Source organism: Acinetobacter sp. 3657, from assembly GCF_031456775.1.
Lineage (GTDB): Bacteria > Pseudomonadota > Gammaproteobacteria > Pseudomonadales > Moraxellaceae > Acinetobacter.
This window is the reverse complement of record NZ_JAVDVH010000001.1, coordinates 540,226-564,279: the sequence shown is the minus strand read 5'-3', so window position 1 is coordinate 564,279 and position 24,054 is coordinate 540,226. Positions and strand designations below refer to the sequence as shown.

Annotated in this window: 20 protein-coding genes and 1 riboswitch; of the genes, 3 read left to right on the top strand and 17 right to left on the bottom strand. The window is 39.4% G+C overall.

What is annotated here, in order from left to right; all coding sequences use genetic code 11:
* Nucleotides 1-80: 80 nt before the first annotated feature.
* A complete protein-coding gene (locus tag J2Y37_RS02570; protein ID WP_349031751.1) occupies nt 81-1,085 on the bottom strand; it encodes a FecR domain-containing protein in 1,005 nt (334 codons plus the stop codon).
* Nucleotides 1,086-1,613: a sigma-70 family RNA polymerase sigma factor gene (locus J2Y37_RS02565; protein WP_349031750.1), complete on the bottom strand. Its 528-nt coding sequence runs from the start codon at nt 1,611-1,613 to the stop codon at nt 1,086-1,088.
* A 181-nt stretch (nt 1,614-1,794) separates the two neighbouring features.
* On the opposite strand from J2Y37_RS02565, the gene J2Y37_RS02560 reads away from it, so the two are divergent.
* Nucleotides 1,795-2,739, top strand: a complete 945-nt coding sequence (locus J2Y37_RS02560; RefSeq protein WP_349031749.1) for an ABC transporter permease — start codon at nt 1,795-1,797, stop codon at nt 2,737-2,739.
* Entirely contained in the window at nt 2,739-3,617 is an 879-nt protein-coding gene (locus tag J2Y37_RS02555) for an ABC transporter ATP-binding protein (RefSeq protein WP_349031748.1), read from the top strand. The genes J2Y37_RS02560 and J2Y37_RS02555 overlap by 1 nt, the downstream gene beginning before the upstream one ends.
* A 181-nt stretch (nt 3,618-3,798) precedes the next feature.
* Here J2Y37_RS02555 and J2Y37_RS02550 read toward each other — a convergent pair whose 3' ends face one another.
* The 7 genes from J2Y37_RS02550 to J2Y37_RS02520 form a co-directional block, all read right to left on the bottom strand.
* Nucleotides 3,799-4,821, bottom strand: coding sequence for an ABC transporter substrate-binding protein (locus J2Y37_RS02550; protein WP_349031747.1), 1,023 nt, complete (start codon nt 4,819-4,821; stop codon nt 3,799-3,801).
* 64 nt (nt 4,822-4,885) lie between these two features.
* Nucleotides 4,886-5,320: a ribbon-helix-helix protein, CopG family gene (locus J2Y37_RS02545; protein ID WP_113997270.1), complete on the bottom strand. Its 435-nt coding sequence runs from the start codon at nt 5,318-5,320 to the stop codon at nt 4,886-4,888.
* Nucleotides 5,321-5,324: 4 nt separating this feature from the next.
* Nucleotides 5,325-5,450, bottom strand: coding sequence for a hypothetical protein (locus tag J2Y37_RS02540; protein ID WP_349031746.1), 126 nt, complete (start codon nt 5,448-5,450; stop codon nt 5,325-5,327).
* Nucleotides 5,451-5,976: 526 nt separating this feature from the next.
* Nucleotides 5,977-9,582: an urea carboxylase gene (gene uca, locus J2Y37_RS02535; protein ID WP_349031745.1), complete on the bottom strand. Its 3,606-nt coding sequence runs from the start codon at nt 9,580-9,582 to the stop codon at nt 5,977-5,979.
* Nucleotides 9,583-9,585: 3 nt separating this feature from the next.
* Complete coding sequence (locus tag J2Y37_RS02530) at nt 9,586-10,239, bottom strand: urea amidolyase associated protein UAAP2 (RefSeq protein WP_349031744.1); 654 nt, start codon at nt 10,237-10,239, stop codon at nt 9,586-9,588.
* 17 nt (nt 10,240-10,256) lie between these two features.
* The gene (locus tag J2Y37_RS02525) at nt 10,257-10,994 is read right to left on the bottom strand and encodes an urea amidolyase associated protein UAAP1 (protein ID WP_349031743.1); all 738 of its coding nucleotides are present in this window, start codon (nt 10,992-10,994) and stop codon (nt 10,257-10,259) included.
* Between the two features lie 30 nt (nt 10,995-11,024).
* Nucleotides 11,025-11,133: riboswitch (guanidine-I (ykkC/yxkD leader) on the bottom strand.
* A 133-nt stretch (nt 11,134-11,266) separates the two neighbouring features.
* Nucleotides 11,267-11,746: an Lrp/AsnC family transcriptional regulator gene (locus tag J2Y37_RS02520; protein ID WP_349031742.1), complete on the bottom strand. Its 480-nt coding sequence runs from the start codon at nt 11,744-11,746 to the stop codon at nt 11,267-11,269.
* Between the two features lie 130 nt (nt 11,747-11,876).
* Between J2Y37_RS02520 and J2Y37_RS02515 the strand changes: the two genes are divergently transcribed.
* Nucleotides 11,877-12,515, top strand: coding sequence for a LysE family translocator (locus J2Y37_RS02515; protein WP_349031741.1), 639 nt, complete (start codon nt 11,877-11,879; stop codon nt 12,513-12,515).
* 75 nt (nt 12,516-12,590) lie between these two features.
* Here J2Y37_RS02515 and J2Y37_RS02510 read toward each other — a convergent pair whose 3' ends face one another.
* From J2Y37_RS02510 to J2Y37_RS02475, 8 genes are all read right to left on the bottom strand, one after another.
* Complete coding sequence (locus J2Y37_RS02510; RefSeq protein WP_349031740.1) at nt 12,591-13,421, bottom strand: SDR family NAD(P)-dependent oxidoreductase; 831 nt, start codon at nt 13,419-13,421, stop codon at nt 12,591-12,593.
* 15 nt (nt 13,422-13,436) lie between these two features.
* Nucleotides 13,437-14,510, bottom strand: a complete 1,074-nt coding sequence (locus J2Y37_RS02505; RefSeq protein WP_349031739.1) for an amidohydrolase family protein — start codon at nt 14,508-14,510, stop codon at nt 13,437-13,439.
* Between the two features lie 416 nt (nt 14,511-14,926).
* The gene (locus tag J2Y37_RS02500; protein WP_349031738.1) at nt 14,927-17,128 is read right to left on the bottom strand and encodes an OsmC domain/YcaO domain-containing protein; all 2,202 of its coding nucleotides are present in this window, start codon (nt 17,126-17,128) and stop codon (nt 14,927-14,929) included.
* 302 nt (nt 17,129-17,430) lie between these two features.
* Complete coding sequence (locus tag J2Y37_RS02495; protein WP_349031737.1) at nt 17,431-18,603, bottom strand: hypothetical protein; 1,173 nt, start codon at nt 18,601-18,603, stop codon at nt 17,431-17,433.
* Nucleotides 18,600-19,922, bottom strand: coding sequence for a TolC family protein (locus J2Y37_RS02490; protein WP_349031736.1), 1,323 nt, complete (start codon nt 19,920-19,922; stop codon nt 18,600-18,602). The genes J2Y37_RS02495 and J2Y37_RS02490 overlap by 4 nt, the downstream gene beginning before the upstream one ends.
* A gap of 17 nt (nt 19,923-19,939) precedes the next feature.
* The gene (locus tag J2Y37_RS02485; RefSeq protein ID WP_349031735.1) at nt 19,940-21,526 is read right to left on the bottom strand and encodes a GH3 auxin-responsive promoter family protein; all 1,587 of its coding nucleotides are present in this window, start codon (nt 21,524-21,526) and stop codon (nt 19,940-19,942) included.
* Nucleotides 21,523-22,344: a hypothetical protein gene (locus J2Y37_RS02480; protein WP_005196878.1), complete on the bottom strand. Its 822-nt coding sequence runs from the start codon at nt 22,342-22,344 to the stop codon at nt 21,523-21,525. The genes J2Y37_RS02485 and J2Y37_RS02480 overlap by 4 nt, the downstream gene beginning before the upstream one ends.
* A gap of 147 nt (nt 22,345-22,491) precedes the next feature.
* Nucleotides 22,492-24,039: a DHA2 family efflux MFS transporter permease subunit gene (locus J2Y37_RS02475; protein WP_005196875.1), complete on the bottom strand. Its 1,548-nt coding sequence runs from the start codon at nt 24,037-24,039 to the stop codon at nt 22,492-22,494.
* Between the last annotated feature and the right edge of the window lie 15 nt (nt 24,040-24,054).

The window sequence follows — 24,054 nt, the reverse complement described above, 5'->3', positions numbered from 1 at the left end:
AAATGATCCAAATTTATTGCTTCTATTTACTATGACGAACAAGTAAGAAAAAAGTGGAACCAAATAATTAAAAAATTTTGCTAAGTCGTCACAAAAATCACATAAGGCGTAATTTGATATATTTTTAATTGAGGAAAAACTGCGCCGAGTAGCTTAAGTGCGTCTTGTGTTTGATCAAGTGGTAATACGGCATTGACGTGTATATTACTCATTGCTGAATCATTAAAAATAATTTTTCCTTTGTAGTTCTGATCCAAGGCTTTTAGCACCTGATTAAGTGGTAGATCTTCAACCATCAGTTGATGTTTGTTCCACTTTTGCTGCTCATTATAGCGATTTAGTACTGAAATTGGTGTTAAACCATTTTGATCTATTCCAATCGCTTGCCCTGCTTTAACTATTGCTTGATTGACAGTATTTGTAGATGTTGTCTTGGATGGTTTGGCTCGCACTTGTACTTTTGAATGCAGCATTTTTAATGCTGTTATCTCAGGTCTATAAGCAACACTAAAAGCTGTTCCGAGTGCCTGTATTTGTCCATGAGAGGTTTGGACAATAAAAGGTCGCTGCTGGTCTTTGGCGACATCAACAAATATTTCGCCTTGCACCAGCTCAACCACTCTTTGGTCAGACTTAAAATCAATATTGACGGCACTTTTACCGCGAAGAATGATTTGTGAGCCATCTTGTAATGTTTGAGTGGTCCACTGGCTAGAATTACTGCGAATATCCGCAGCAATATAACCTAGCGATGTATCTGATAAATATAATGTACCAATACCCAAAGTGCATAGGGCGATCGCAAATGCTGTACCAGTTCGGATGTTTTTATAAACCTTTCCAGATCCCAAGCCAGCTTTGAGTGCCGATTTGGTAATTTTTTTATGATGATGATGTGATAACTTTTGAATCGAACCGAGACAGTGTTCAATATTGTTGGCAATTTTTTGATGTTGCTGACTATTTTTTTTCCATTGTTTGAATTGTACTTCTGCATTACGACGAGTCACCTCATCATCCGCGCTTAATTTAACAATCCATTGCGCTGCTTCTTCAACCAGTTGTTGATTATGCTTTTTTGTCATTTAAACCAACACATCCATATCCATTCGGGTTCGATAGCACTGTACCAAACAACTGGCCAAATACTTTTGGATCATCTTGGTCGAAACACCGAGTTGTTCAGCCGTTTCTTTATGCGTATAACCCTCTAAATAGTGCAAGATAAAAGCCTGTTGGGCTTTTTCAGAGACCGCTTCTAATGCTTTGCATAACTGATGAATTGCTTGAATGATTTGCACCTGCTCTTCGGGAGAAACAACCGCTTCAAGCATGTATTCCATTTCACTCAAACCATCAAGATACGCTTGCTCAATTCTTTTCCGTCTTACTTGATCGATCAATAAATTTTTCGCAATTGAAGTCAAATAAGCTTTTGGTTCTTTGACGCCCAACAACTCATCGCGTGTCTGAAGGATTTTAATAAATGTATCTTGGACTAAGTCAGCAGCTTGTTCAGAACTTCCGATTTTCTTTCGCAGCCAATGGTGAAGCCACCCGCTATGGTTCCTGTATAATTCATCAACGAGTATCGGGGTTTTGTTCACAATCATTGACTCAAAACAAAGTATTTATAAATGATAATAATTATCATTTATAAAATCAAGAAAGAATAAAAATAAAGTTTCTCTGCTTATCCATTTTCGCCGCAAATTAGTTTTAATCTGATTGGCACTTATTTTGCTTAATCAGTATTACGTTTTATAAAAAATGTAATATTAAGAGGCAAAAAATATGAGTTACGTTGCGCGCGAACTCAGCCAAACCAACAAATTGTTATTTGGTCTAGGGTCATTTTTAATACCAATTTTGTTGTGGTGTGCTGTAAGTTATTTGCCATTTGTATGGCACCCACAAGTCAAAATTACGGATACAGGCAGCGTGGCATATCTACAGGTCGATAGTCGTATTGCCAAAGAGGTTTTTTATTCTGAAGCACAAAGTGCTGTAGATCATGGTTTAAAACCACCCCAAGGAATCTTAGTCAACCCCATTTATTTGCCTGCCCCTCACGAAGTTGCCAAAGCGCTTGTCACTGCATTTACGACGCCACCCGTTCAAGCCAATGCGCCGTGGTTTCATGAAAGTCTTTGGCACAGTATTAAACTGGTGTTCACTGCATTTTTTATCTCATCGCTCATCGGTATACCTTTGGGGATTTTATGCGGTTTTTCTAAGACAATTTCACAACTCACAGAGCCGTTTGTTGAATTTTTCCGTTATTTGCCTGCCCCTGCCTTTGGTGCTTTAGCTGTTGCTATATTAGGTATCAATGATGCACCAAAAATAGCCATCATTATCATCGGTACGCTATTTCAACAGATACTTATTATTGCCAATACCACTCGATTGGTCGATCGTAGTTTGATTGAAGCAGGTTTTACACTTGGAACGAACAAAACCAAAAGCTTAATTCATGTGGTGATTCCTGCTGCCTTGCCTGAGATTTATCGAGATTTGAGAGTTTTGTTGGGTTGGGCGTGGACTTACTTGATCGTTGCTGAATTGATTGGGAGCACATCAGGTATTACATGGTTTATTACCCAACAAGCACGTTATCAAAATTTTGACAATGTTTATGCAGCCATTCTCATCATTGGTGTGATTGGTCTGATCTGTGATGTCATTTTAATGAAACTTGGGCAGCAGCTTTTTAAATGGAAATCAGGAGCACACTAATGACAAATACCCATTTCAATGCTCGTGAATATTTTGATCATATTTATGAACGTGCTGTCATCTTAGAAGCGAAACAACTGACGCAAAGCTTCAAACATGGCAAAACTGAACGAACGGTTTTAAACCAAATTGATTTAAAGATTCATAAACGTGAATTTATTTGTGTGATCGGTCCTTCTGGCTGTGGTAAGTCAACATTTAGCCGTATCGTTGCTGGACTTGATTCTTATTCAGGAGGAGAGATTCTGATTGATGGTCAACCGATCGTGGGGCCGAGTCCTGAGCGTGGTATGGTGTTTCAAGGATATACACTGTTTCCGTGGAAAACCGTCAAAGAAAACGTGATGTTTGGTCCAAAAATGAAGGGACAAAGTGATAGTACGGCCGAGGCTCAAGCACGAGAATGGATTAATATTATCGGCTTAGAAAAATATGAAAATCAGTATCCTCATCAACTCTCTGGTGGAATGAAACAGCGTGTTGCGATTGCTAGAGCATTGGTGAATGAACCCAAAATTCTATTGATGGATGAACCATTTGGCGCACTTGATCCTCATACCCGTCAGAAGATGCAACGACACTTGATGGATTTATGGCAAAATATTGATATTACGATTATTTTTGTCACCCACGATATGGATGAAGCAATATTACTCGCTGACCGTATCGTCGCACTCAAAGCCAATCCTGGTGAAATTAAAGAAATTATCGAAGTAGATTTACCCCGCCCACGTCATCCAGATCAAATGCTTTGCCCTGAATTTAAAGCATTGCGTAAACGTGTAGATCAACTGGTTCATGCTGATGAAGATCAACTCGATCCAGCACTCGAGGATTTGCCTTTAATTCCTCGTATGACCAAAGTAAGCGATGATTAATGCCTGCCTACTTAAATAAAGCAAAACGTTGCAAAGCCCACGTTTAAAAGTGGGCTTTTTTATATCGAAGTATTATTTTTCACATGTATGAATGTATAAAAATCTCCCTATTTTCCGGGAGACTTTTTAAGGGTTAATGATTGATCAAATGTACAAAGGATTGCCGTGATCAATTTAGAAGTTAATTGATTTCTTCAACGAGCGTTGGAAAGATCACGCCATCAACATCCACTTTAGTGGTGTAGACACCATTTTTAAAATTAAATTCATTGACGTGATAACTTGATCCATAAATAGAATCAAAACCATCGGCTTTGGTAAATACCTTCTTATTTGCTTGCAGATCAAGTAAATGGGTTCCGTCAATAAATTGAGCATATTGAGCGGCATCTAAACCAACTCGTTTTGCCATGATTGCCACAGCATCGTCTCGTGTTGCTGGATCATTGATATATTTAACAGTTTTATCCCATACCTGAATGATTTTTTTCCAATCTTCCTTATTTGCAGCAAGATGCGTCATATTGACGGTCAAAGTATCATAAATCAGTCCGGGCTTATCTTTGGATGAATAGATGATTTTAGAACCTGCAACCGCTTTCAAAGCTTGATTGGCTACAGGTTGCCAAACTGCAATTGCCGACACATCAGGACTTGCAAACACTTGAGGTAATTCATTGGTTACTGCATTCACTAATGTCACTTCAGAGTTTGCTACTTTGGCATCATCTAAAGCTGTATTAAGTAAGTGATGATCAACTAATCCTTTCTCAACTGCTATTTTTTTACCTTTCAAATCAGCAATACTGTTAATTCCATTTTTGGCAATAATGACATCATTTCCTGCGGAATAATCGGTTGCCAAAATCATGATGCCTTTTGTGCCTCCTGACGCGATCACCAAGTTATCACCATTGGACACGGAAACTGCATCGAGTTGATTGGCAGAAAATGCATTGATTGATGCGGAATAATCGAACCATTTGAATTCGACATTTAACCCCGCTTCTTTAAACCATCCCTTTTCAATAGCAACTTGCCACGCGACCCAACCTGGCCAATCACTATATCCAATCGTGATTGGTTTAGTGTTGGTGCTACCTTCAGTTTTTGCTTTAGACTCTGGAATTTTTGCTGTGTTGTCACAGCCCCCTAAAAAAATCGCTGTCAGCACAGATGCTGAAATCAGTGTTTTTTTGATCATCTTATGCTTGCTCCTATTGTGCTCTGATATTGAGAACTTTTCGTTTTTACGAATGTTTATGTGCCTAAGTGTTTTGTGCGATTGGTGGCATGACGGCATCCATCAATTCCAAATGCCCTTTAATCACCCCTTTTAATGCAATGAACTGTTGACTGATGGCTTTCAAATCACTACTCACACCTTGCATCAACATGACTTGTAGAACTTTGTCATCATCCAATTGAATATGTAATGAACTGATCACCTGAGCTAAGTATTGTTGCTGCAAATCAACAAGTTGCGTTCGCAGTGGTTTTAAGCTCACGTCATATAACAATGTTAATGTGCCAACCATCACTTCATCGCGTTTAGCTAGGTCATCGATTAAGTGCCGATTGATCATGTCCAAAATCGCTTGTGAACGACTTTCGTAGTGTTGATCTACGATTTTTTGATCCAGCGCATTCAATGTAGTTTCAGGTACGGTAATACTGATTCGAGCTAACTTTTGCTTGGCCACAGTCTTATCCCTTTACTTTGCTTATTTGGTGATTTTGTTTGAAATACAGACCTGCTCTTGCACTGAATAAATCGACTAAGAATTTCTTAATAGGGTGTTTTTCTACAGTGTTGGTTTTGGCTTCACTCATATTGCAGCTCCTATAGGGGTATTACTAAAATTAGTTTTTGTATTACTTATTTAGAATGCAGAATATGTGCCAATTTATAGTGATTGAGATTAGTTGAATAAACTTAAATTAAATAATAAAAAAGCCCCACTACGTTGAGATGGGGCTTGCTTGAAAGCAGAGTATTTCATCAGTTTATTCCATTGTTACTGCTCATGTACTGGTTATTCTTTTTATACATGTTGGAATGAACCGATGTGTGTGATTTAGTGATCAAGTTTATTGTTCTCCTCTATTTATGTTGTATATAAATAAAAGCACAAAGCATGCCAAAATATCAAATAGTGTGGATTTGGTCAGAATAACAAGATAAATAAGCTACATAGGTGTAGGCAGCAAGAATTGAGGCTAATTTCCTCATTTTAAAAATGCCTAAAAAATGTACCAATTCGCACCATTTAGGTACGCTAAATGCATCAATGTGTGGCTGAGCATATCAGACCTTTCAAGAGACCTATTAATAGGTCCCTTGAAATCACTACTTTCATCAAGCCACTGGCGCTAAAGTAAATAATACCTGTCCTGTTTTTACTGTTTGTCCTTTTTCAATAGTAATGCTTTCAACTTTCATACGTTCGGGTGCAAGAATTGGAATTTCGATTTTCATAGCCTCGATGACCGCAAGTGTTGCTCCTTCCTCAACAATATCCCCAGATTGACATTCAATTTTCCAAATCGAACCCGGCATATGTGATTCAACAGCACAACCACCATCAGGAATGATGACGGTTTCACCACCATCGACTGCATCCAAACTTTCAGAGACATATTCTGCTAGCCCTGCCTCATGCCAACGACGACGTTCAGCATCAAAGTTAGCTTGTTGAGTTGCTTTAAAACTTGAAATGGTTTCAGCATTGTCTGATAAAAATTGATTATATTCTTTGAGATTTAAAACACCGTCCTCAATTCTGAGTTTGAGTCGTCCTGCCTTAAAATCCTCACGCATTTGCATGAGTTCCGTTTCAGAAACTTCATAGAATTTAATCTGATCAAAGAAGCGTAATAACCACGGTTTACCTTGCTCAAAATCTGCATTTCTACGATAGCGAGACCACATTTGCGTTGTTCTACCCACAAACTGATAGCCACCCGGTCCTTCCATCCCATAGACACACATATACGCACCGCCGATCCCGACTGCATTTTCAGGTGTCCAAGTTCGAGCAGGATTATATTTGGTCGTTACGAGTCGTTGACGTGGATCAAGCGGTGTCGCAACTGGAGCACCGAGATATACATCACCTAAGCCCATCACCAAATAATTTGCGTTATACACCACGTCTTTTACAGCTTGTTTATCTTTTAGACCATTAATGCGACGGATAAATTCGATATTGTCTGGACACCACGGTGCATCAGGACGCACTGTTTGCATATAACGTTCAGTTGCCAACTGCGTTTGAGAATCTTCCCAAGCCAAAGGTAAATATACGGTACGTGAAGGAACTTGCATTTCAGTCACATCAGGTAATTCTGTTTCGGCTTGTTTGAGTAGATTCAATAAATTCTGTTGATCAAGTTTGAGTGAATCAAAATGAATTTGAAGTGAACGTATTCCCGGTGTTAAATCAATGATACCTATGATGTTTTGATCTTTAACCCACTGCATTAATGCATGTATGCGGAATCGCAAATTCAGGTCTAAAACCAATTCGCCATACTCAACCAACATGTAGTTATTACCAGCGGGGCGATACACTACATTTGGCGTATGATCTTGACCATCTAAACGATCCAATACAGCATCATTTAAACTATCAAATTCAGCATAAAAGCTTTGACCAAATTGCGCATCATTTAGATGCTCCGTACTGAGCATATGATGATATGTTTGATTTAATTGAGTTGCTTGTTCATATCGAATAGGAACAAATTTGACTTTGTCTCCTGCTTTTAGTTGACCTAATTTCCAAAGTTCAGAATGAACAACGACCGCTGGGCAAACAAACCCCCCAAGGCTCGGACCATCAGGCCCTAAAATGATCGGCATGTCTCCAGTAAAGTCGATTGCTCCAATAGCATAGGCATTGTCATGAATATTGGAAGGATGTAAACCTGCTTCGCCTCCATCTTCACGCGCCCATTCAGGCTTTGGTCCGATCAATCGAATCCCTGTACGGCTTGAGTTGAAATGAACCTCAAAGGAATGCTCAAAGAATGTATCAATATCTGGTTTGGTGAAAAAATCAGGCGCACCATGCGGACCATACATTACCGCAATTTCCCAACTGTTTGAAAATGTCGGGACTTGTTCTGCATTCAAACTTGTTTGTTGATCTGAACTAAAAGCAGTGATGGGCAACATATCACCAATTAACAAATTACGCCCTGCGTGACCACCAAATTGACCTAAAGTAAATGTCGCTTGTGAACCCAAGTATTTGGGAACATTCAAACCACCTTTGATGCCAATATAAGTTCTACATCCTGTAATGATTTTACCGCATTTAAGAATTTGCCCTTTCTTGACATTCACCGTTTGCCACATTGGAAGGTGTTCACCGTCTAAGGTTGATGGCATGTCACCACCAGTAAGAACGATTTGGCTATCACAGTGAAACTTTAGTGTAGGTCCATGCAAGGTACATTCTAGACCTGCACTATTAGATGCATTACCAAGTAGTTGGTTTGCCACATTTAAAGATAAAGGGTCAATTGCTCCAGACGGTGGTACACCCACATCCCAGTAACCTAAACGCCCAGTGACATCTTGTATGGAAGTTTGAATACCTGCTTGCAATACCTCGATTTTTTGAGTTTTCCATTCAAAAGTATTGAGGAAACGTGTGGTCTGAGTACCTACTTTAAACACTTCACAATCAATAATATTCTGTAAATATTCAAGATTGGTTTCGATACCTGCCACCTGAGTTTTGGCTAAGGTATGATTCATTGCTTGAATAGCCGCATCTCGATCATTTGCCATGACGATAATTTTGGCAATCATAGGATCGTAAAATGAGGAAACAGTTGAGCCAGTTTCTACCCATGTTTCATTACGTGCTTGATCATCAAATTCGACAAAGGTCAGCAAACCTGCGCTCGGTTGGAAGTTTTTGATCGGGTCTTCAGCATACAAACGAACTTGTATCGAATGTCCTTCTGATTTCAAAGGTTGCGTTGGTGCTGTCCAGTCGCCACTTGCAAGTGTGATCATCCATTCAACCAAATCCACGCCGTATACTTGCTCTGTGACACCATGTTCAACTTGTAGACGGGTATTTACTTCCAAAAAATAAAAGTCTTGTGTGTCCGTATCCATCACAAATTCAACAGTACCCGCTGAACGATAATTCACGGATTGCATGAGTTGAATCGCAACAGTCTGAATATATGAACGTTGTTGATCATTTAAATGTGGTGCTGGCGTTTCCTCAATGACTTTTTGATTGCGACGTTGAACAGAACAATCCCGCTCACCTAGCGCTAAAACTTGTCCTTGACCATCACCAAATATTTGCACCTCGATGTGGCGAGCATTCTGTACGAATTTCTCTAAATACAGTCCTGCATCTTTAAAGTTTGCCTGCGCAAGATAAGAAACTGTTGCGAAAGCATCTTTAAGTTCTTCAGCATTCCATACCAAGCGCATGCCGATACCACCACCACCTGCGGTACTTTTTAGCATCACAGGATAACCAATGCGCTCGGCTTCAACCAATGCTTCTGCTTCATCAGCCAAAAGTTGGCTACCTGGCAATAGTGGCACATTTGCTTCGATTGCAAGTTCTCGTGCGGTATGTTTCAAGCCAAATGCACGCATTTGAGCTGAGTTTGGGCCGATAAATGCAATTCCTTGTGATTCACACAAATCACAAAATTCAGCATTTTCAGATAGAAAACCATAACCCGGATGAATGGCATTTGCACCTGTTTGTTTGGCGACTTCTAAAATTTTGTCAACGTTGAGGTAACTCTGACTCGCAGGTGCATCACCGATATAAATCGCTTCATCTGCTAAGGTCACATGCAATGAATCTCGGTCGGCCTCAGAGTAGACAGTAACCGATTGAATACCTAATTTTTTTAGTGTTCGAATAACACGACATGCTATCGCACCACGATTGGCGATTAAAACTTTATTAAACATAGACTAAGACTCCTCACCATCACGAATCACTAATTGGATCGGTGTTGGGTTATAGGCATTACATGGATTATTCAGTTGCGGGCAATTAGAGATCAGCACGATTAAATCCATTTCTGCTTTGATCTCGACAAATTTACCCGGTGCAGAAATACCATCATCAAATTTCAAATGTCCATCAGATGTAACTGGAACATTCATAAAGAAATTGATATTTGGACCAATGTGGCGCACATTCAAATTGTGCTTTTTCGCGATGGGATGTTTAGCTAAGGCATACATGAAATTGTTACGGCAACTATGCATAGGATAAGTTTCATGTGCATAGCGCACAGTATTACTTTCGCAAGAACATGCGCCACCCAACGTATCGTGACGACCGCAGTTATCATCATGAATGACTGCAATTAGCCGTCCAAAGTTACTGTATAAAGATGTACCTTTTTCTAAATAGATATATTGATTCATGGCAAGCGTATCTGTAGCGCTATAACGCTCTTCAGGATTTTCTGCTGAGATAAATAATGTATCAACAGCTTGATTGCCCTCTAAATCGATAATCCGAAAGTATTGCCCTTTTTTGACTTCGCACATCCATGCTTCACCCGCAGGACACACTTCATTTAATGTAGCTTTTTCAAAAGTATGTAAGACCGTCATGATGCTTCTCCTATAGCTTAATATGCTGAACTTAATGCGTAGTAACGTGCGTTGTTTTGAAAAGCACGCTGATTTTGTGCACAGGCATCACGACAAATATCGTGGTTAGCTAAAGGATTGGCTTTATATAAAGACAATTGAATATCGCTTGGTTGGTAGAGCAAACTGTTATCTAAACCATGGGGAGCAGCAGAAAGGAAAACCAAACAATCCATTTCAAAACGTAATTCAATGATTTGGCTGGTATTGTCTGATTGGGTATAGCTTAGAGCACCTTGATCATTGGGGCTCACTTTTGAGAAAAGGTTTACGGTTGCACTTAAATCAGTTTGTGACAGTGAAAATTTCGCCATCTCTACCAATAAGCCATCTACACCGTTTTGGTACATTTCATTTCGTGCATCTTGAAAACGACGTTGACCAAACTGTTTGCTGATTTGCTCAGGACGACTCGCCCCACAGAACGTATCATTCCAACCATGGTCATCTTTAACGATCGATGCCATGACACGCCCTAAATCTGAATACAAAACATTGCCCGTCGTTAAAAATGCAGTGTGTTGCCCTTTTAAGGTGTCTGGCATGTTGTAACGTTCGAGTTTATCTTCAGCATTCACACAAAACAGTGAAACATTGGCGTTTGAAGCCAGAGCTTTAAACTGAAGAACGGTCCCTTTCTGAACTCGTCCAGACCAATGATGACCACCCGGTAGTTTTTCAGTCCAAAGGATCTGGTTGTTATGATATTCGCTCATTCGCATGACCTCTTTTAAGGTTTAAGTCCAACCTCCCGGGCTTTTATCCCTCCGTGTAGTTCTTGCGAACCGTGAACTCTCGGTCTCAGTCATAGCCAACTTTGAGCAGTCGTCTATCGGAACCCTAGATCACTTTATGATGGAATTAATGAAGCAAATGGCGTGCCAGTTTAGTAATACGATTTTTCTATTTCGTCATACTTTTTTGGCATTAAAACAATGCATTTTTATTTTCTATGCACTGTGATCAGTCAAAATCAGTGCACTAGTGTTTATTTCTGAGGCTTTACTGGAAAACATAAAAAGGGCTTTATTTCTTTCAGGACAAACATACTTTGCATTTCTTTGATTCCGGGCAATCTTCGAATGGTGGTCATTGAAAACTCAGCATAGGTATCGAGATCTGGTGATACGACTTGCAACAAAAAGTCAGCATCGCCGCCAATGCTATAACATGCAACGACATAATCTAAAGCAGTGACTTCTTCTTCAAATTTTTTTGCCTCTCTTTCACTATGGCTATCTATCGATACACGTACAAACACCATCACGCCTAGGCCAAGTTTTTTGCGATCAAGTAAAACGCCGTATCCTTTGATGACGTTGGTGTCTTCTAAATGTTTGACTCTTCGCCAGCATGGCGAGGTTGAAAGACCTAACTGTTCAGATAAGTCAGCATTTGTGGTTCTTGAGTCTTTTTGCAACAACTCTAAAATTCTTGCATCAGTTTTATCAATTTTTAAATTAGGCATAATATTTTCATAAAAGTTAAATATAGGGTTATTTATACCCTATTTTTGATATTTACTAGAATATATAGATCAAATTTACCTGTGTATTTATTAAAAAATAGAGATCCGATTTCATTTGGTTTTAATTGGCATGGAACATCTCACACAAACAATGACCTATGTTTTAACTTTGGCCTTAGCAGCGATACTCCCCGGACCGGGCATGACCGGTCTTATGTTTAAAACCTTAGTGCAGGGATATAAAAATGGATTGATGATGCTGTTTGGCCTCATCACGGGAGATATCACTTTTTTATTGGTTTCAATTTTTCTTTTTTCTTCTCTTCATCATTTCAGTCCACATTTGGCTTTTTATTTGATACTACTATCAAGTTCGTACCTGCTTTACTTAGCTTATAAATTTTGGTTTTTTAAAGGTAATTTATTAGAAAGCGAAGCGCCTGCAAATCTCAAAGACACGCTTTTTTCCTATAAAGATGGGCTGCTAATTACCTTGAGTAATCCTAAAACTATTTCATTTTATCTTGCGATTGTACCTGCTATCTTCGGCGCGCAGTCATTGCAAAAGCAAAGCTGGTTTTTAGTGTCTATTACCATCTTCACGCTTGCCATCATTGGCGGACTTTATGTCTTTTTTTCGTGGAATCTAAAGAAAGTACTCAGTGATATAAAAGTACAAACCATTTTATTAAGAACACTGTCTGTCATGATGGCTATGTTGGCTTTGGGAATGTTTTATAGAGAATTTAACATTCAATATTTAACATAAACCATTGATTCACAAAGCCCTATATTACATTTCACTTTAGAGCTTTGTGAATCAAATAAAAGATGAACTCAAATCTTACTTCTTCTTTTTGGTGAACAAATTCAATGCTTGCGCATAATGTGATGGTGCTACACGCTGAATTAGATCTAAAATTTTGGCATCATTGCCTATTAAAACTCGGCGCTGATCTTTTTTAACCGCATTTAAAATTACTTTTGCTGCTTCTTCAGGTGGCGTTTTGAGCACCTTATTAAAAGCTTTACTGGCTTTTGCAGGATTTAGTCCTAAGGCCCGAATACTATCACTCATGCGTGCGCTATTCGCAATATTAGTGCGTATTCCTCCTGGATGGACACAAGTTGCACTTACGCCGTTGGCTTGTAAGTCAAGCTCTTGACGAAGTGATTCGGTAAAACCACGCACTGCAAATTTAGTCGCATTGTATGCACTTTGCGTTGGTTGTGCTGTTAAACCAAATAGACTGGAAATGTTGATAATATGCCCTTCACCACTTTGCTTTAAATAGGGTAAAAATGCTTTGGTACCATGTACTACACCCCAAAAATTAATATCAAATACCCACTCCATTTCCTCATAACTCATTCCTTCAACCGTGCTTGCCAATGCCACGCCTGCATTATTAAAAATGAGGTTAATTTTTCCATGTTCTTGAGCGGTATTCGCAGCCCATTCCTCTACAGCAGCGCGATCAACAACATTCAAAGTCGTGAGTGTCACTTTGATCGGATAAGATTTAACGAGCTCTAATGTTTCAGCTAGGCCTTGCTCGTTGACATCACTCAGGGCTAAATGTGTACCCTGCTGTGCCAATAAGATAGCGAGTTGTTGACCGATTCCAGAACCCGCACCTGTAATCGCGGCAACTTTTTGATTAAAATTTTTCATAGCATGGCTCGTTGTTTAGTTGATGTCTAATTGATAAAAATGGATTGCGTTTTGTCTAAAAATCGCTTGCAAAGCTTCAGCACCATAAGGCTCAATCATTTTGATATAAGCCTCTATCAGATCATTTAAACGTGCGTTAGGTTTATCCATTGGATAATTCGAAGCGAACATAATTCGATCTACCCCAAAGACATGGATCGCATGCTGTATCAATGGGGTTAATAATTGAACCATTTCAGCAACAGTTGCCGTCCGATTTTCTTTATAAAATCTATGTCCCAATACAGGCATCATGAGACCTGATATTTTCGCACTTACATTCGGCTGTTCTGCCAAAGTGCTCAGATCATTTTGCCATTGCTGAAATATTGCATCACGTTGAGCTGCTGTTTTTCCAGTCTTCTTACCCACTGCACCAAACAAACCAACAGGTGTTGCAAGATGATCCACCACAATGCGTGTTTCTGGAAATTGCTTGGCCAAGGCAGTGATCTCATTTAATTGAGTTGAATAGCCCCAAGCATCAAAAGATAGATTCATTTTGGCGAGTTGTTCAAATCCCTTTAAGAATTTTTTAGACTGATATAAATGAGGTGTTTTAGACCAGCGATAGATGCCGTCATCTTCATGCCAAGAAGACATCTTTCGAATTCCTCTAAACAAAGGACTTGCATCTCGATGAGCTTTTAAAATATCGACGAATTTGCGGTGACTTGGGTCTGCCGTGGCAACAATTGCAGCAAGTTTTAAATCATATTTTGAAAAATCTAAATGGCTTAACCAGCTCGTTTCTTCAACAACGTCAAACCCTTTATGATGATGCCAATTGGCTTCAACATGCACCACACTCTCTACATTCAAACCGCCTAAGTCTTGATGGTAATGCATCGGTAAATAAGGATTTAAGATGTGTTCGGTCTTTCCGAGCGTATCTAATAATGGCTTGGGCTTTACTAGACGAATCACCTTATCCATGAGCGCTGGATATTTCCCCAATGTTTTGACCAATAGAGCTGCTGAATGTGGTGTGTGATAAGGGTCCCATTGGTGTATATGTGGATCGATAATTGCGAAATCTAAGGGATTCATTTTTCTACTCTATTGATTATATATAAACGCATCTTTGTATTTATTCATACATAAATAGCTTCGGTTATTAGATGATGACCATCTCTAACTTATTTTCCGAGCTTACAAACAATTTGGATATGCATGAAATGATTTTTTCTAATGTAAAAATATGAATTATATTCATAATCTAAAGCAACACACTTCTTATATAAATTCCTTTTGTTTATCTCAATAAGGGTAATACCAGCAAGTGTAAATAATGATCAAAGGGGTTTAGCTAATAGCGTAATGCATAGTTGAAATACCGACAGAAGCTAAATATTTATGTCATTCTTATTTCTTTAATTTTTTTGTTCAAATGTGCTAGATATTTAAAAAATACTGGACTGCTCAATGAATATCATCTTGCAGTCCAGTGTCGTGTATTCTCGTTCCTAGCTTACTATCACTGATTTCGCACGAGCAGCATGCAATTTCTTATAGCTTTCAATCAAACGTAAATGACGATCTAAGCCTTCAAGTTTCATGCTGGTCGGCGTTAAACCATAGAAACGAACAGTGCCTTCGACCGAACCGATTACCGCATCCATACGTTCATCACCAAACATACGACGGAAGTTTTTGTCGTAATCTTCCAATTCCATCTCATCATCGAGAATGACTTCTAGCACGACATTCATGCATTGATAGAACAAGCCGCGCTCAACTGTGTTGGTATTGTATTGCAAGAACGTTTCGACCAGTTCTTTGGCTTCTTCAAATTGCTGCAATGCAAGATTGATTAATAATTTTAATTCGAGCAGTGTGAGCTGTCCCCACACGGTATTGTCATCGAATTCAACCCCAATCAGCGTAGTGATCTCAGTATAATCATCTAATTCACATTCTTCTAAACGTTCAAGCAATGCTTCAAGTTGCTCATCGTCTAAGCGATGCAAGTTCAAAATATCTTCACGGAACAATAAAGCTTTGTTGGTATTATCCCAAACCAAATCTTCAACCAAATAAATTTCTGAATAATCAGGTACTAAAATACGACAAGCTGTTGCACCGAGATGCTCATAGACAGCCATGTAGACTTCTTTGCCCATTTCTTCAAGAATACCAAACAGTTCTGCGGCTTCGTCAGCATTTGAGTTTTCACCATCATTGGTAAAATCCCACTCGACGAAATCATAGTCTGATTTGGCACTAAAGAAACGCCAAGAGACTAAACCACTTGAATCAATAAAGTGTTCCACAAAATTATTTGGTTCGGTCACTGCTTCACTTTGGAAGGTTGGTTGTGGCAAGTCATTCAAGCCTTCAAAACTACGACCTTGTAATAACTCAGTCAGACTACGTTCCAAAGCGACTTCAAAGCTTGGATGCGCACCAAATGAAGCAAACACACCGCCTGTGCGTGGGTTCATCAAAGTGACACACATCACTGGAAATTGACCACCCAAAGAAGCGTCTTTAACCAATACTGGAAAACCTTGCTCTTCAAGCCCTTGAATGCCTGCCACGATACTTGGATATTTCGCTAAAACCTCTTCAGGTACATCTGGTAATGTGATTTCACCTTCTAAGATTTCACGCTTTACAGCACGTTCAAAAATCTCAGATAAACATTGTACTTGCGCTTCTTCTAAAGTATTCCCCGCGCTCATACCGTTACTTAGATATAGGTTTTCAATTAGATTTGATGGAAAATAGACTGTTTCACCATCAGATTGACGCACAAATGGCAGTGAACAGATACCACGTTCCATGTTACCTGAGTTGGTATCGTACAAATGTGTACCCAGTAACTCATCGTCAGGGTTATAAACTTCTAGGCAGTATTCATCTAAAATTTCTTTTGGTAATTCGCCATTTGGACCTGGTTTAAACCATTTCTCATCTGGGTAATGTACAAACTCAGCGTTTGCAATCTCTTCACCCCAAAATTGATCGTTGTAGAAGAAGTTACAGTTTAAACGTTCAATGAACTCACCGAGTGCTGAAGCCAAAGCACTTTCTTTGGTTGAGCCCTTACCATTGGTAAAACACATTGGAGATTGGGCATCACGGATATGCAGTGACCAAACATTCGGCACGATATTGCGCCATGATGCAATTTCAATCTTCATGCCTAAACCAGCCAAGATCGCTGACATATTGGCAATGGTTTCTTCTAATGGCAGATCCTTACCTGCAATATAGGTCGTATTTTCCGATGCTAAGCTTGGCATCAACAATGCCTGTGCATCGGCATCAATACTTTCGACTTCTTCAATAATAAATTCTGGGCCAGTTTGTATGACCTTCTTCACTGTACAACGGTCGATTGAACGCAAGATACCTTGACGGTCTTTTTCTGAAATATCAGCAGGTAATTCAACCTGAATTTTAAAAATTTGTTTGTAGCGGTTTTCTGGATCTACAATGTTGTTTTGCGATAAACGAATATTATCAGTCGGGATATCACGCGCGGCACAATACACTTTTACAAAATAAGCAGCACACAATGCTGATGATGCCAAGAAATAATCAAATGGACCCGGTGCTGAACCATCTCCTTTGTAGCGAATCGGTTGGTCGGCGATTACGGTAAAGTCATCGAATTTGGCTTCTTGTCGAAGGTTGTCGAGGTAATTAACCTTGATTTCCATGCTAGCACCTAAACTGATCTGATGTGTTTTAACACAAGAGATTGAAAATATTGATAAATAAGCCGAATTATAGCGTTAAAATTGACTTAATAATGCGTAGTTGCAATTGATCGTAGTCGTCATACGACTCACTGCAACTCGTAATGATGGGCATTATTATAGAAGTATTTTATGAAATTGATAACTTTTGTCTGTTTTTCTAATGGATTTAAAAGGAATGGCTTAAAAATACGCCATATTGAAGCATGTTAAATAGAAAATGACTGCTCAATAAAACATTTCACAGCCATTTTGATTGAGCGTCAAATCCGCCCCACTTCAAGATATGGAATGAGTGTTTGATCAAAGCTAGGACGCGGATCTGCCTCAAAGCTAATAAAACCATGCATACCAGTCAACCGTTCTCCTTTATAGAATTGATTCAGTTGAAAGCGAGGATCTTTATGCGATAGCGTAAAACTAACAGCACCAATACCCAGTTGCTTAGAACGATGATAGGCGTCTTTTAACATCTGATGATGCAAAGACAAAGCGGTTGGATGACACAATAAAGTATGCAGTACATGATATTTCACCGCATCACCTCGCTTGGGCAAAGGCATGCTTTTACTGAACTTGGTGTAAAAGTTATATATCGGTCTGAGTACACCGATCATTGGACTGTAATGTAATATTTTGGTTTGTTTGAGGCCGTGCTGATCCCATAACCCAAACATGCCAACAATTTTGTCATTCTGAAAATAAAGAAGAAAGTCTGATAGTTTTATGCCAGAAAAATAACAATTCCCCTCAGCCAATTCTTCGAAATTATAAGCAGGGATAAAGTTATAGTAATCTGACATCTCGGTAATAAACTGATTCATCGCCTGTATATGTTCTGGTTTGGCTATGCAAGATTGAATCTGCGCTATGTCCGTATGATGTGGGTTTGAAGCATTCAGGAAAGTCGTAATTTTTCTTCGTGGGCCTAAATCTGTCAGCGTTAAAGTCTCAATGAGTCCTTCATCATAATAATCAGGCATACCTGTTTTAGGCGCTTGTATCGCAGCACGGGCTGCATGATTATCATCAAAAATAATCATCTGACTAAAATTAGGCGCATGCATATTTTCTTTTACATGTGCACCGAGCACCTTAACTAATGATTTTCCTCGATAGCGATGATCAACGCGCAGGTCACTGGCATATCGAAAATTCTGTATGCTGCGATTGACATAACACGGACGATAGCCATTGCTATAACAAGCCACTTTTTTCTGGCTCGCAGTGTCTTCAATCACCACATGTAATTTATGCTTATACAAAATATCGGATGCTTTAAAATAACTCGGCTCACGTTGAAAACTGATTTGAACCCCTTTCGTTGTCATTGGAACAGCGATCAATGCTCGCAAGGCTTGGTCATCTTCTAATGTTGCTTCCCTTGTAATGAGATGACTTTTTTCAGGCGGTTGTAATGCAGGATTTATATTCATTGTAGATTCACCTGTTCAGGATATTGATTAGACACCAGATGATTTAGCTCGCCCATTTGATCCAATAACTGATAGACAAATACGATTTCATCTTGTTCATTGACGATTTTCTGAGTTTGAACATCCAACAATTTTTGCTCTGTATTGAGTAAGTCAAAGGTTGTCTTGGTGCCTATTTCAAATTCTTTACGTGTGTATAGCAGCGCGATTTCTGCTGCATCTATTGCATTTTTTAGTGCATTTTTATTTTGACGGATACTTAAAAGTTGTGCATAGGTCGTTTGCGCACGTTGATTCAGATCCAATTCTAGGCTTCTAATTTTCTGATTGGCGAGATCCACATCCGTTTGTGCTTTTCGCACATTGGCGCGATTTAAACCATCATCAAACAAAGGCATATTTAACTGTACGCCCACCATATAATTATTACTTTCAGAACCAATGTAACTCGCTTCTTCTTGTTTCCCAGCGCGACTGGTCAACATCACAGTTGGCCAAAGCTCACGTTTTGTTAAGGCGAATTGTTGCTCTGCCGCTTGCTTTTGATATTTGGCTTGGATCAATGCTGGATGATTTTTGGTTTTTGATAGGATGTCTTCTAAATCATTTGATAGATTTGGGATTTGAGTGATGGCAACCAATTGATCAGCTCGAACACCTGTCACTTGATAAAATTGCGCTTCGCTAATGCTGAGGCTCGATTGTGCATGAGTCACATCTGCTTGCCCTTGCGCGACCTGCGCCAAGACTTGAGCCAAATCAGCACGGGTAATCATGCCAACATCAAAGCGCCGTTGTGATTCAAAAAGCGAGCGTTGTAGATTCGCTAGTGTTTTTTTTCTAAGTGCTAAAATCGACTGCTTTTTGAGTACATCGGTATAGACCATCACTGTATTTAGAATCGTTTCAGATCGTCGATCGGAAAATGCATGGGTCTGTGCAGAAAGCTGACTTTGAGCGGCATCTACACCCAAACGATGACGACCTGATGTGTAAATCGGATAGTCCATCTGTAGTTGTAAGCTGCGACCACGCCTATTTCCCTCTGTCGGAAATAAAACTGTTGCCGGTGTCTCTATTTTTTCATAGTCCAACTGCCCCACCAAATTTACTTTTAAACCATCACGTTGTCTTGCTTGTTCAAGCATGGCAGTGGACTGATTGACACTTAAACGGCTCAGTTCTAGTTGGCTTTCATGTTTTAAACTCGCACTCAAGGCTTGCTCTAAAGTCATTCCATTGACTGCCCCCGACATGAGTAAAACACTGACAAACATTAAAGAATGAAGTTTTAACACTCGCTTTTTGAATCGCTGCACCTTGCATCCTCCTTGTTTCATAGCTGAGCCAAACTATTCAAGCTCACTTTTTTCAGAGGTTCTGGCTTAATATTGCCTTCAATGATGCCATCGAACATCACCAACTTTTTATAGGCATTCCAACCATTTTTTGCCTGTCGAATCTGAGGTTGATCCAACTGCCCTAAATTCCGTGCCAATTCATAATGAAAATTTTGACGTAAAATATTGTCGATATAGTCATGATCAACGGTGTGATGAATATCGCCTTCAAACAATACGCAATAAAACGGTTTAACGTGCTGCTGCGTATCAATCGCGAGTAAAGAAATCGCTTTAGAATTCGTTTGATTTAAATGAGATAAAAGCTGTTGTGCTGTTTCAGGTGCTAGCTTTTCTCCCACAAGATCGACACCAAACCGCCGCCCTTGAAACTCAAAACACGGAATTTGATCCAAGAAACCAGTCACAATTAAGCAGTCATCCAAACAATATCTGAGTAAACCATTACCTGAGCTAATGATTGGACTCACAACATCACCAAGTTTCAATGCCCAAGATGGGATAATCTGCCCTTGTTTTTCGCCTTCTAAATATTCAAATTCATAAAAATGACTTTGATACGCCAGTGGATATTGATCTGCATAAGGGATCGTAACCACTCCTTCAGTCGCCCACAAACCTTTGCCTTCAAACTGTACCGCAGGCAGCCTCTGTCGTAATTGATCCGCCCAAGCTTTTGAACCAGCGGTATCCCAACTTGAGACTAAACTGAGTTTCGGCCATAAGGCTTTAAAATCAATTTGCTCACCATCCGAGCAATCAATTAAACGTTCAGCGCTTTCTGGACTATGCGGAGCATCAACTTGTTGCAAAGAAAGCTGACGCGCACCCCATGAACCACTGCATAGAACTTCTGCAACGTCTTGTTGCATCGCTTCCAAGCGATCTAACAATTGCAAAGCAAAAGTCGGACTCCACACTGAGATCATGGCTAAATTACGGTTTGCAACCAAATAACAGATTGTGGCAAACAAGGCATCATCAGCGTTTGCTGCAAAGGCGATATTGCTCGGAACTGCTTGAGTAAACTTGGATAAGATGCGCTTACCTATACCGAGTAATGCACTGTCATCATTTAAGTTTTTATCTTTTAAAACCTCACGCTGGCTTTCAGGCAACCATGAAACTGACCAATAATGAGTGCCTGATTGTAATTGCGGACATTTACGATACATACTCGCTAACCAAGGTGCGATGGCATGGTCAAGTTCATGCAAAAATGCTTGGGTATAAGGGATAAATTTGATCTGTTCACTTGAGCCACTGGTTGGCTGAAAACGGATCAATTTACTACTGGAAAGTGAGGATTTCTGTTCCCGATAAAGTTGAATATCCTCTCGCCATGCGCTATAACGCGTTGCAGGAAAAGACACGACGAATTGTTCATAATCTTTGACATCGTTCTGTTGTGCCAAAGTAGATGATTGTAAAATAACACTTAAAATTTGACGTTGCGCTGCTTCGAGATCATTAAAACCCTTCTTAAACTTTTGATCTGCGATATCACACCAGTGTTTTAAAATAAAATGCGATCCAGAGGTCAGCCAGTCTTGATATCTCATTTGCTGGCTCCTCGTTGACGTGTGTGCTTGGTCACAATTGCATCGCATCGACCTTTGCTGATCGGCTTCGAGATTAGTTTTGCTGGGAAACGGGCAATATCTTTCCAAGCCAAACGTCCAATACACGGTAACTCCGTTCCGACTGTCCAAGTTGGATTGAGTTGCTCAAAAAACTCAATTTTTGGATTTTTTATTCTCATCTCATCCGTAATTGGTGCGACTTCCCCTTTTAATGGTTGATAGTCATTACCAAAGTTTAATAAGCCGACTTCTTTGTCATAATATTCACCAAAGAAGTTCTCACAGTAATGTTCTACCACCGCTGACAAGTGTTGGTTTTCATCCATTATGTTTGGATAGTATGCATAATAATTATTTGCCAATAACAAGTATGTTTTATAACCTTTAGATATCAATAACCAATAAAGTTCATTAAATGGATATTTAACTCTTAACTTCATAATCAGTTTGAACATGGTACTTTGCAGGGTGCGAGTCCCCCAATACGCTCTTAAAATAACCGTATCACCACTAAATATAACGGTGTAATCTTTACCTTCAAAATAGAAATGTTGTACAGCGACCGTTGAAAAACCGACAATTTCATTACTTTCTTTGTTGAAAATTAATATAGCGCCACTTTTCTTTTGGAAATCTTCAACAAAGACTGAAAACTTGGTGTTTTCATAATATTGCTCATAAATTGAATACATCGTTTTCAATTTATCAATATCAATCTTCTCTTTTTCTATATATTGGCCATAAGTGCTTTCTTTATTGTTTAATTTAGAAATCAGCTTATATGTTGTCTTAATCATAGTTTTAACCTTTAAATTTATACATAAGTATTCTTGTCCCCAAGACATCTCGATACTTATATAACTATTATTTTTATTTAAAGGGCATATACAGAGATACACCTTTCCAGTTTTTTAATTAAAAAAACTCACCCTCTAATATGTTTTTTACATATTCATTTTCTTCCCCCTATCCATAAAAAATGTAAGGAAAGCAGCAATGAACATAATGATAGACAGCATACGCAGTAAATCATTAAAACTTGATGTCAGTGCTTGATAATGAATATCTCGATAAATAATACTCAGCGCGATTTGCTGCGCATTTGAACCCACTTCTTGATATTGCGCGGTGAGTTGTTCAAGTCGTTCTACAAAAATCCAATTCTGAGGCGTCATATATTGATTTAGCTCAGTGACATGGATCGCCGTAAGCCAATCTAGGGAAGAGTTGATCAAAGCAAGTCCCACTGCACCGCCAATATTGCGCATTAGATTATAAATACCGCTGGCATCAGCAACTTTACTCATCGGCAAGGTACTCATGGCTAAATGCGAAACTACAATCAAACAAATCATTAAGCCAATACCACGATAGATTTGCGGCCAAAACATAAAGTCATAATCGCTATGGATACTTAAATGCGAATTTAACCAAACACCAAATCCAGCCAAGATCATGCCCACAAAGACCGTTTTTCTAGTGTCAAAATTTGGAATCAACCATGCAAGGAATGGTGCAAAACAGAACATGACTACGCCTGTTACCATCATAATATGGCCGATTTGACTGCTGTTCATTTCCCGAACTTGCCCAAGAAAAACAGGAATCATATAACCCAAGCCGTACAGTGCCATGCCAATAACAAAGGTGATGATTGCACTCAAGGTAAAATTTTTATTCTTAAAAACACTCAAATCCAATAAGGGTTTTTCTTGGGTAAGACTCCGATAAAAGAACGTAATACCGCCGAGAATGCAGATAATAAATGCCATGCGCACTCCACTATCCACCAACCAATCATGTCGAGCGCCTTCATCTAAAAAGTATTCCAATCCACCCAAGAACATTGCCATCGCGATAAGACCGATCCAGTCCATTGTTTTCAGCAAAGAATGATCAGCACGATCAATATCAGGCCCAGAGAAAATAATGGTTGCGATAATGATGCCTGGAATAATATTGATCAGGAACATCCAGTGCCATGAGAAACTATTGGTGAGCCACCCACCCACAGTCGGCCCAATAGCTGGTCCTAAAGTACTGATCATGCCAAAGAGTACCAGTGGCAAAGTACGTTTCGCTTCAGGGAATAGTAGAAATAAAGCGGTCATGGAAGTCGGAATCATGCCGCCTCCCATAAAGCCTTGAATTGCACGAAATACCAATAAACTTTCTAGATTCCAAGCCATCGCGCACAGTAAAGAACTAATCGTAAATCCAACCGCACAAATGGTGTAATAAATTCGTGTCGATAACACTCGCGCAATAATACTGGACATCGGAATAGCGATGATTTCAGCAATCAAGTACACAGTTTGAACCCATGTCACCTCATAGCGACTGGCACTCATACCTGCTTGAACTTCATTCAGAGAACTTGCGACGATTTGAATATCCAAAATCGCCATAAAATTGCCAAAAATCATGGCAATAAAAATCACCCACGCGACTTTGGTCGGGAACTTCCAGTCCTCATCTAAACGCTTATCCATGTTTAGCACCTAAAA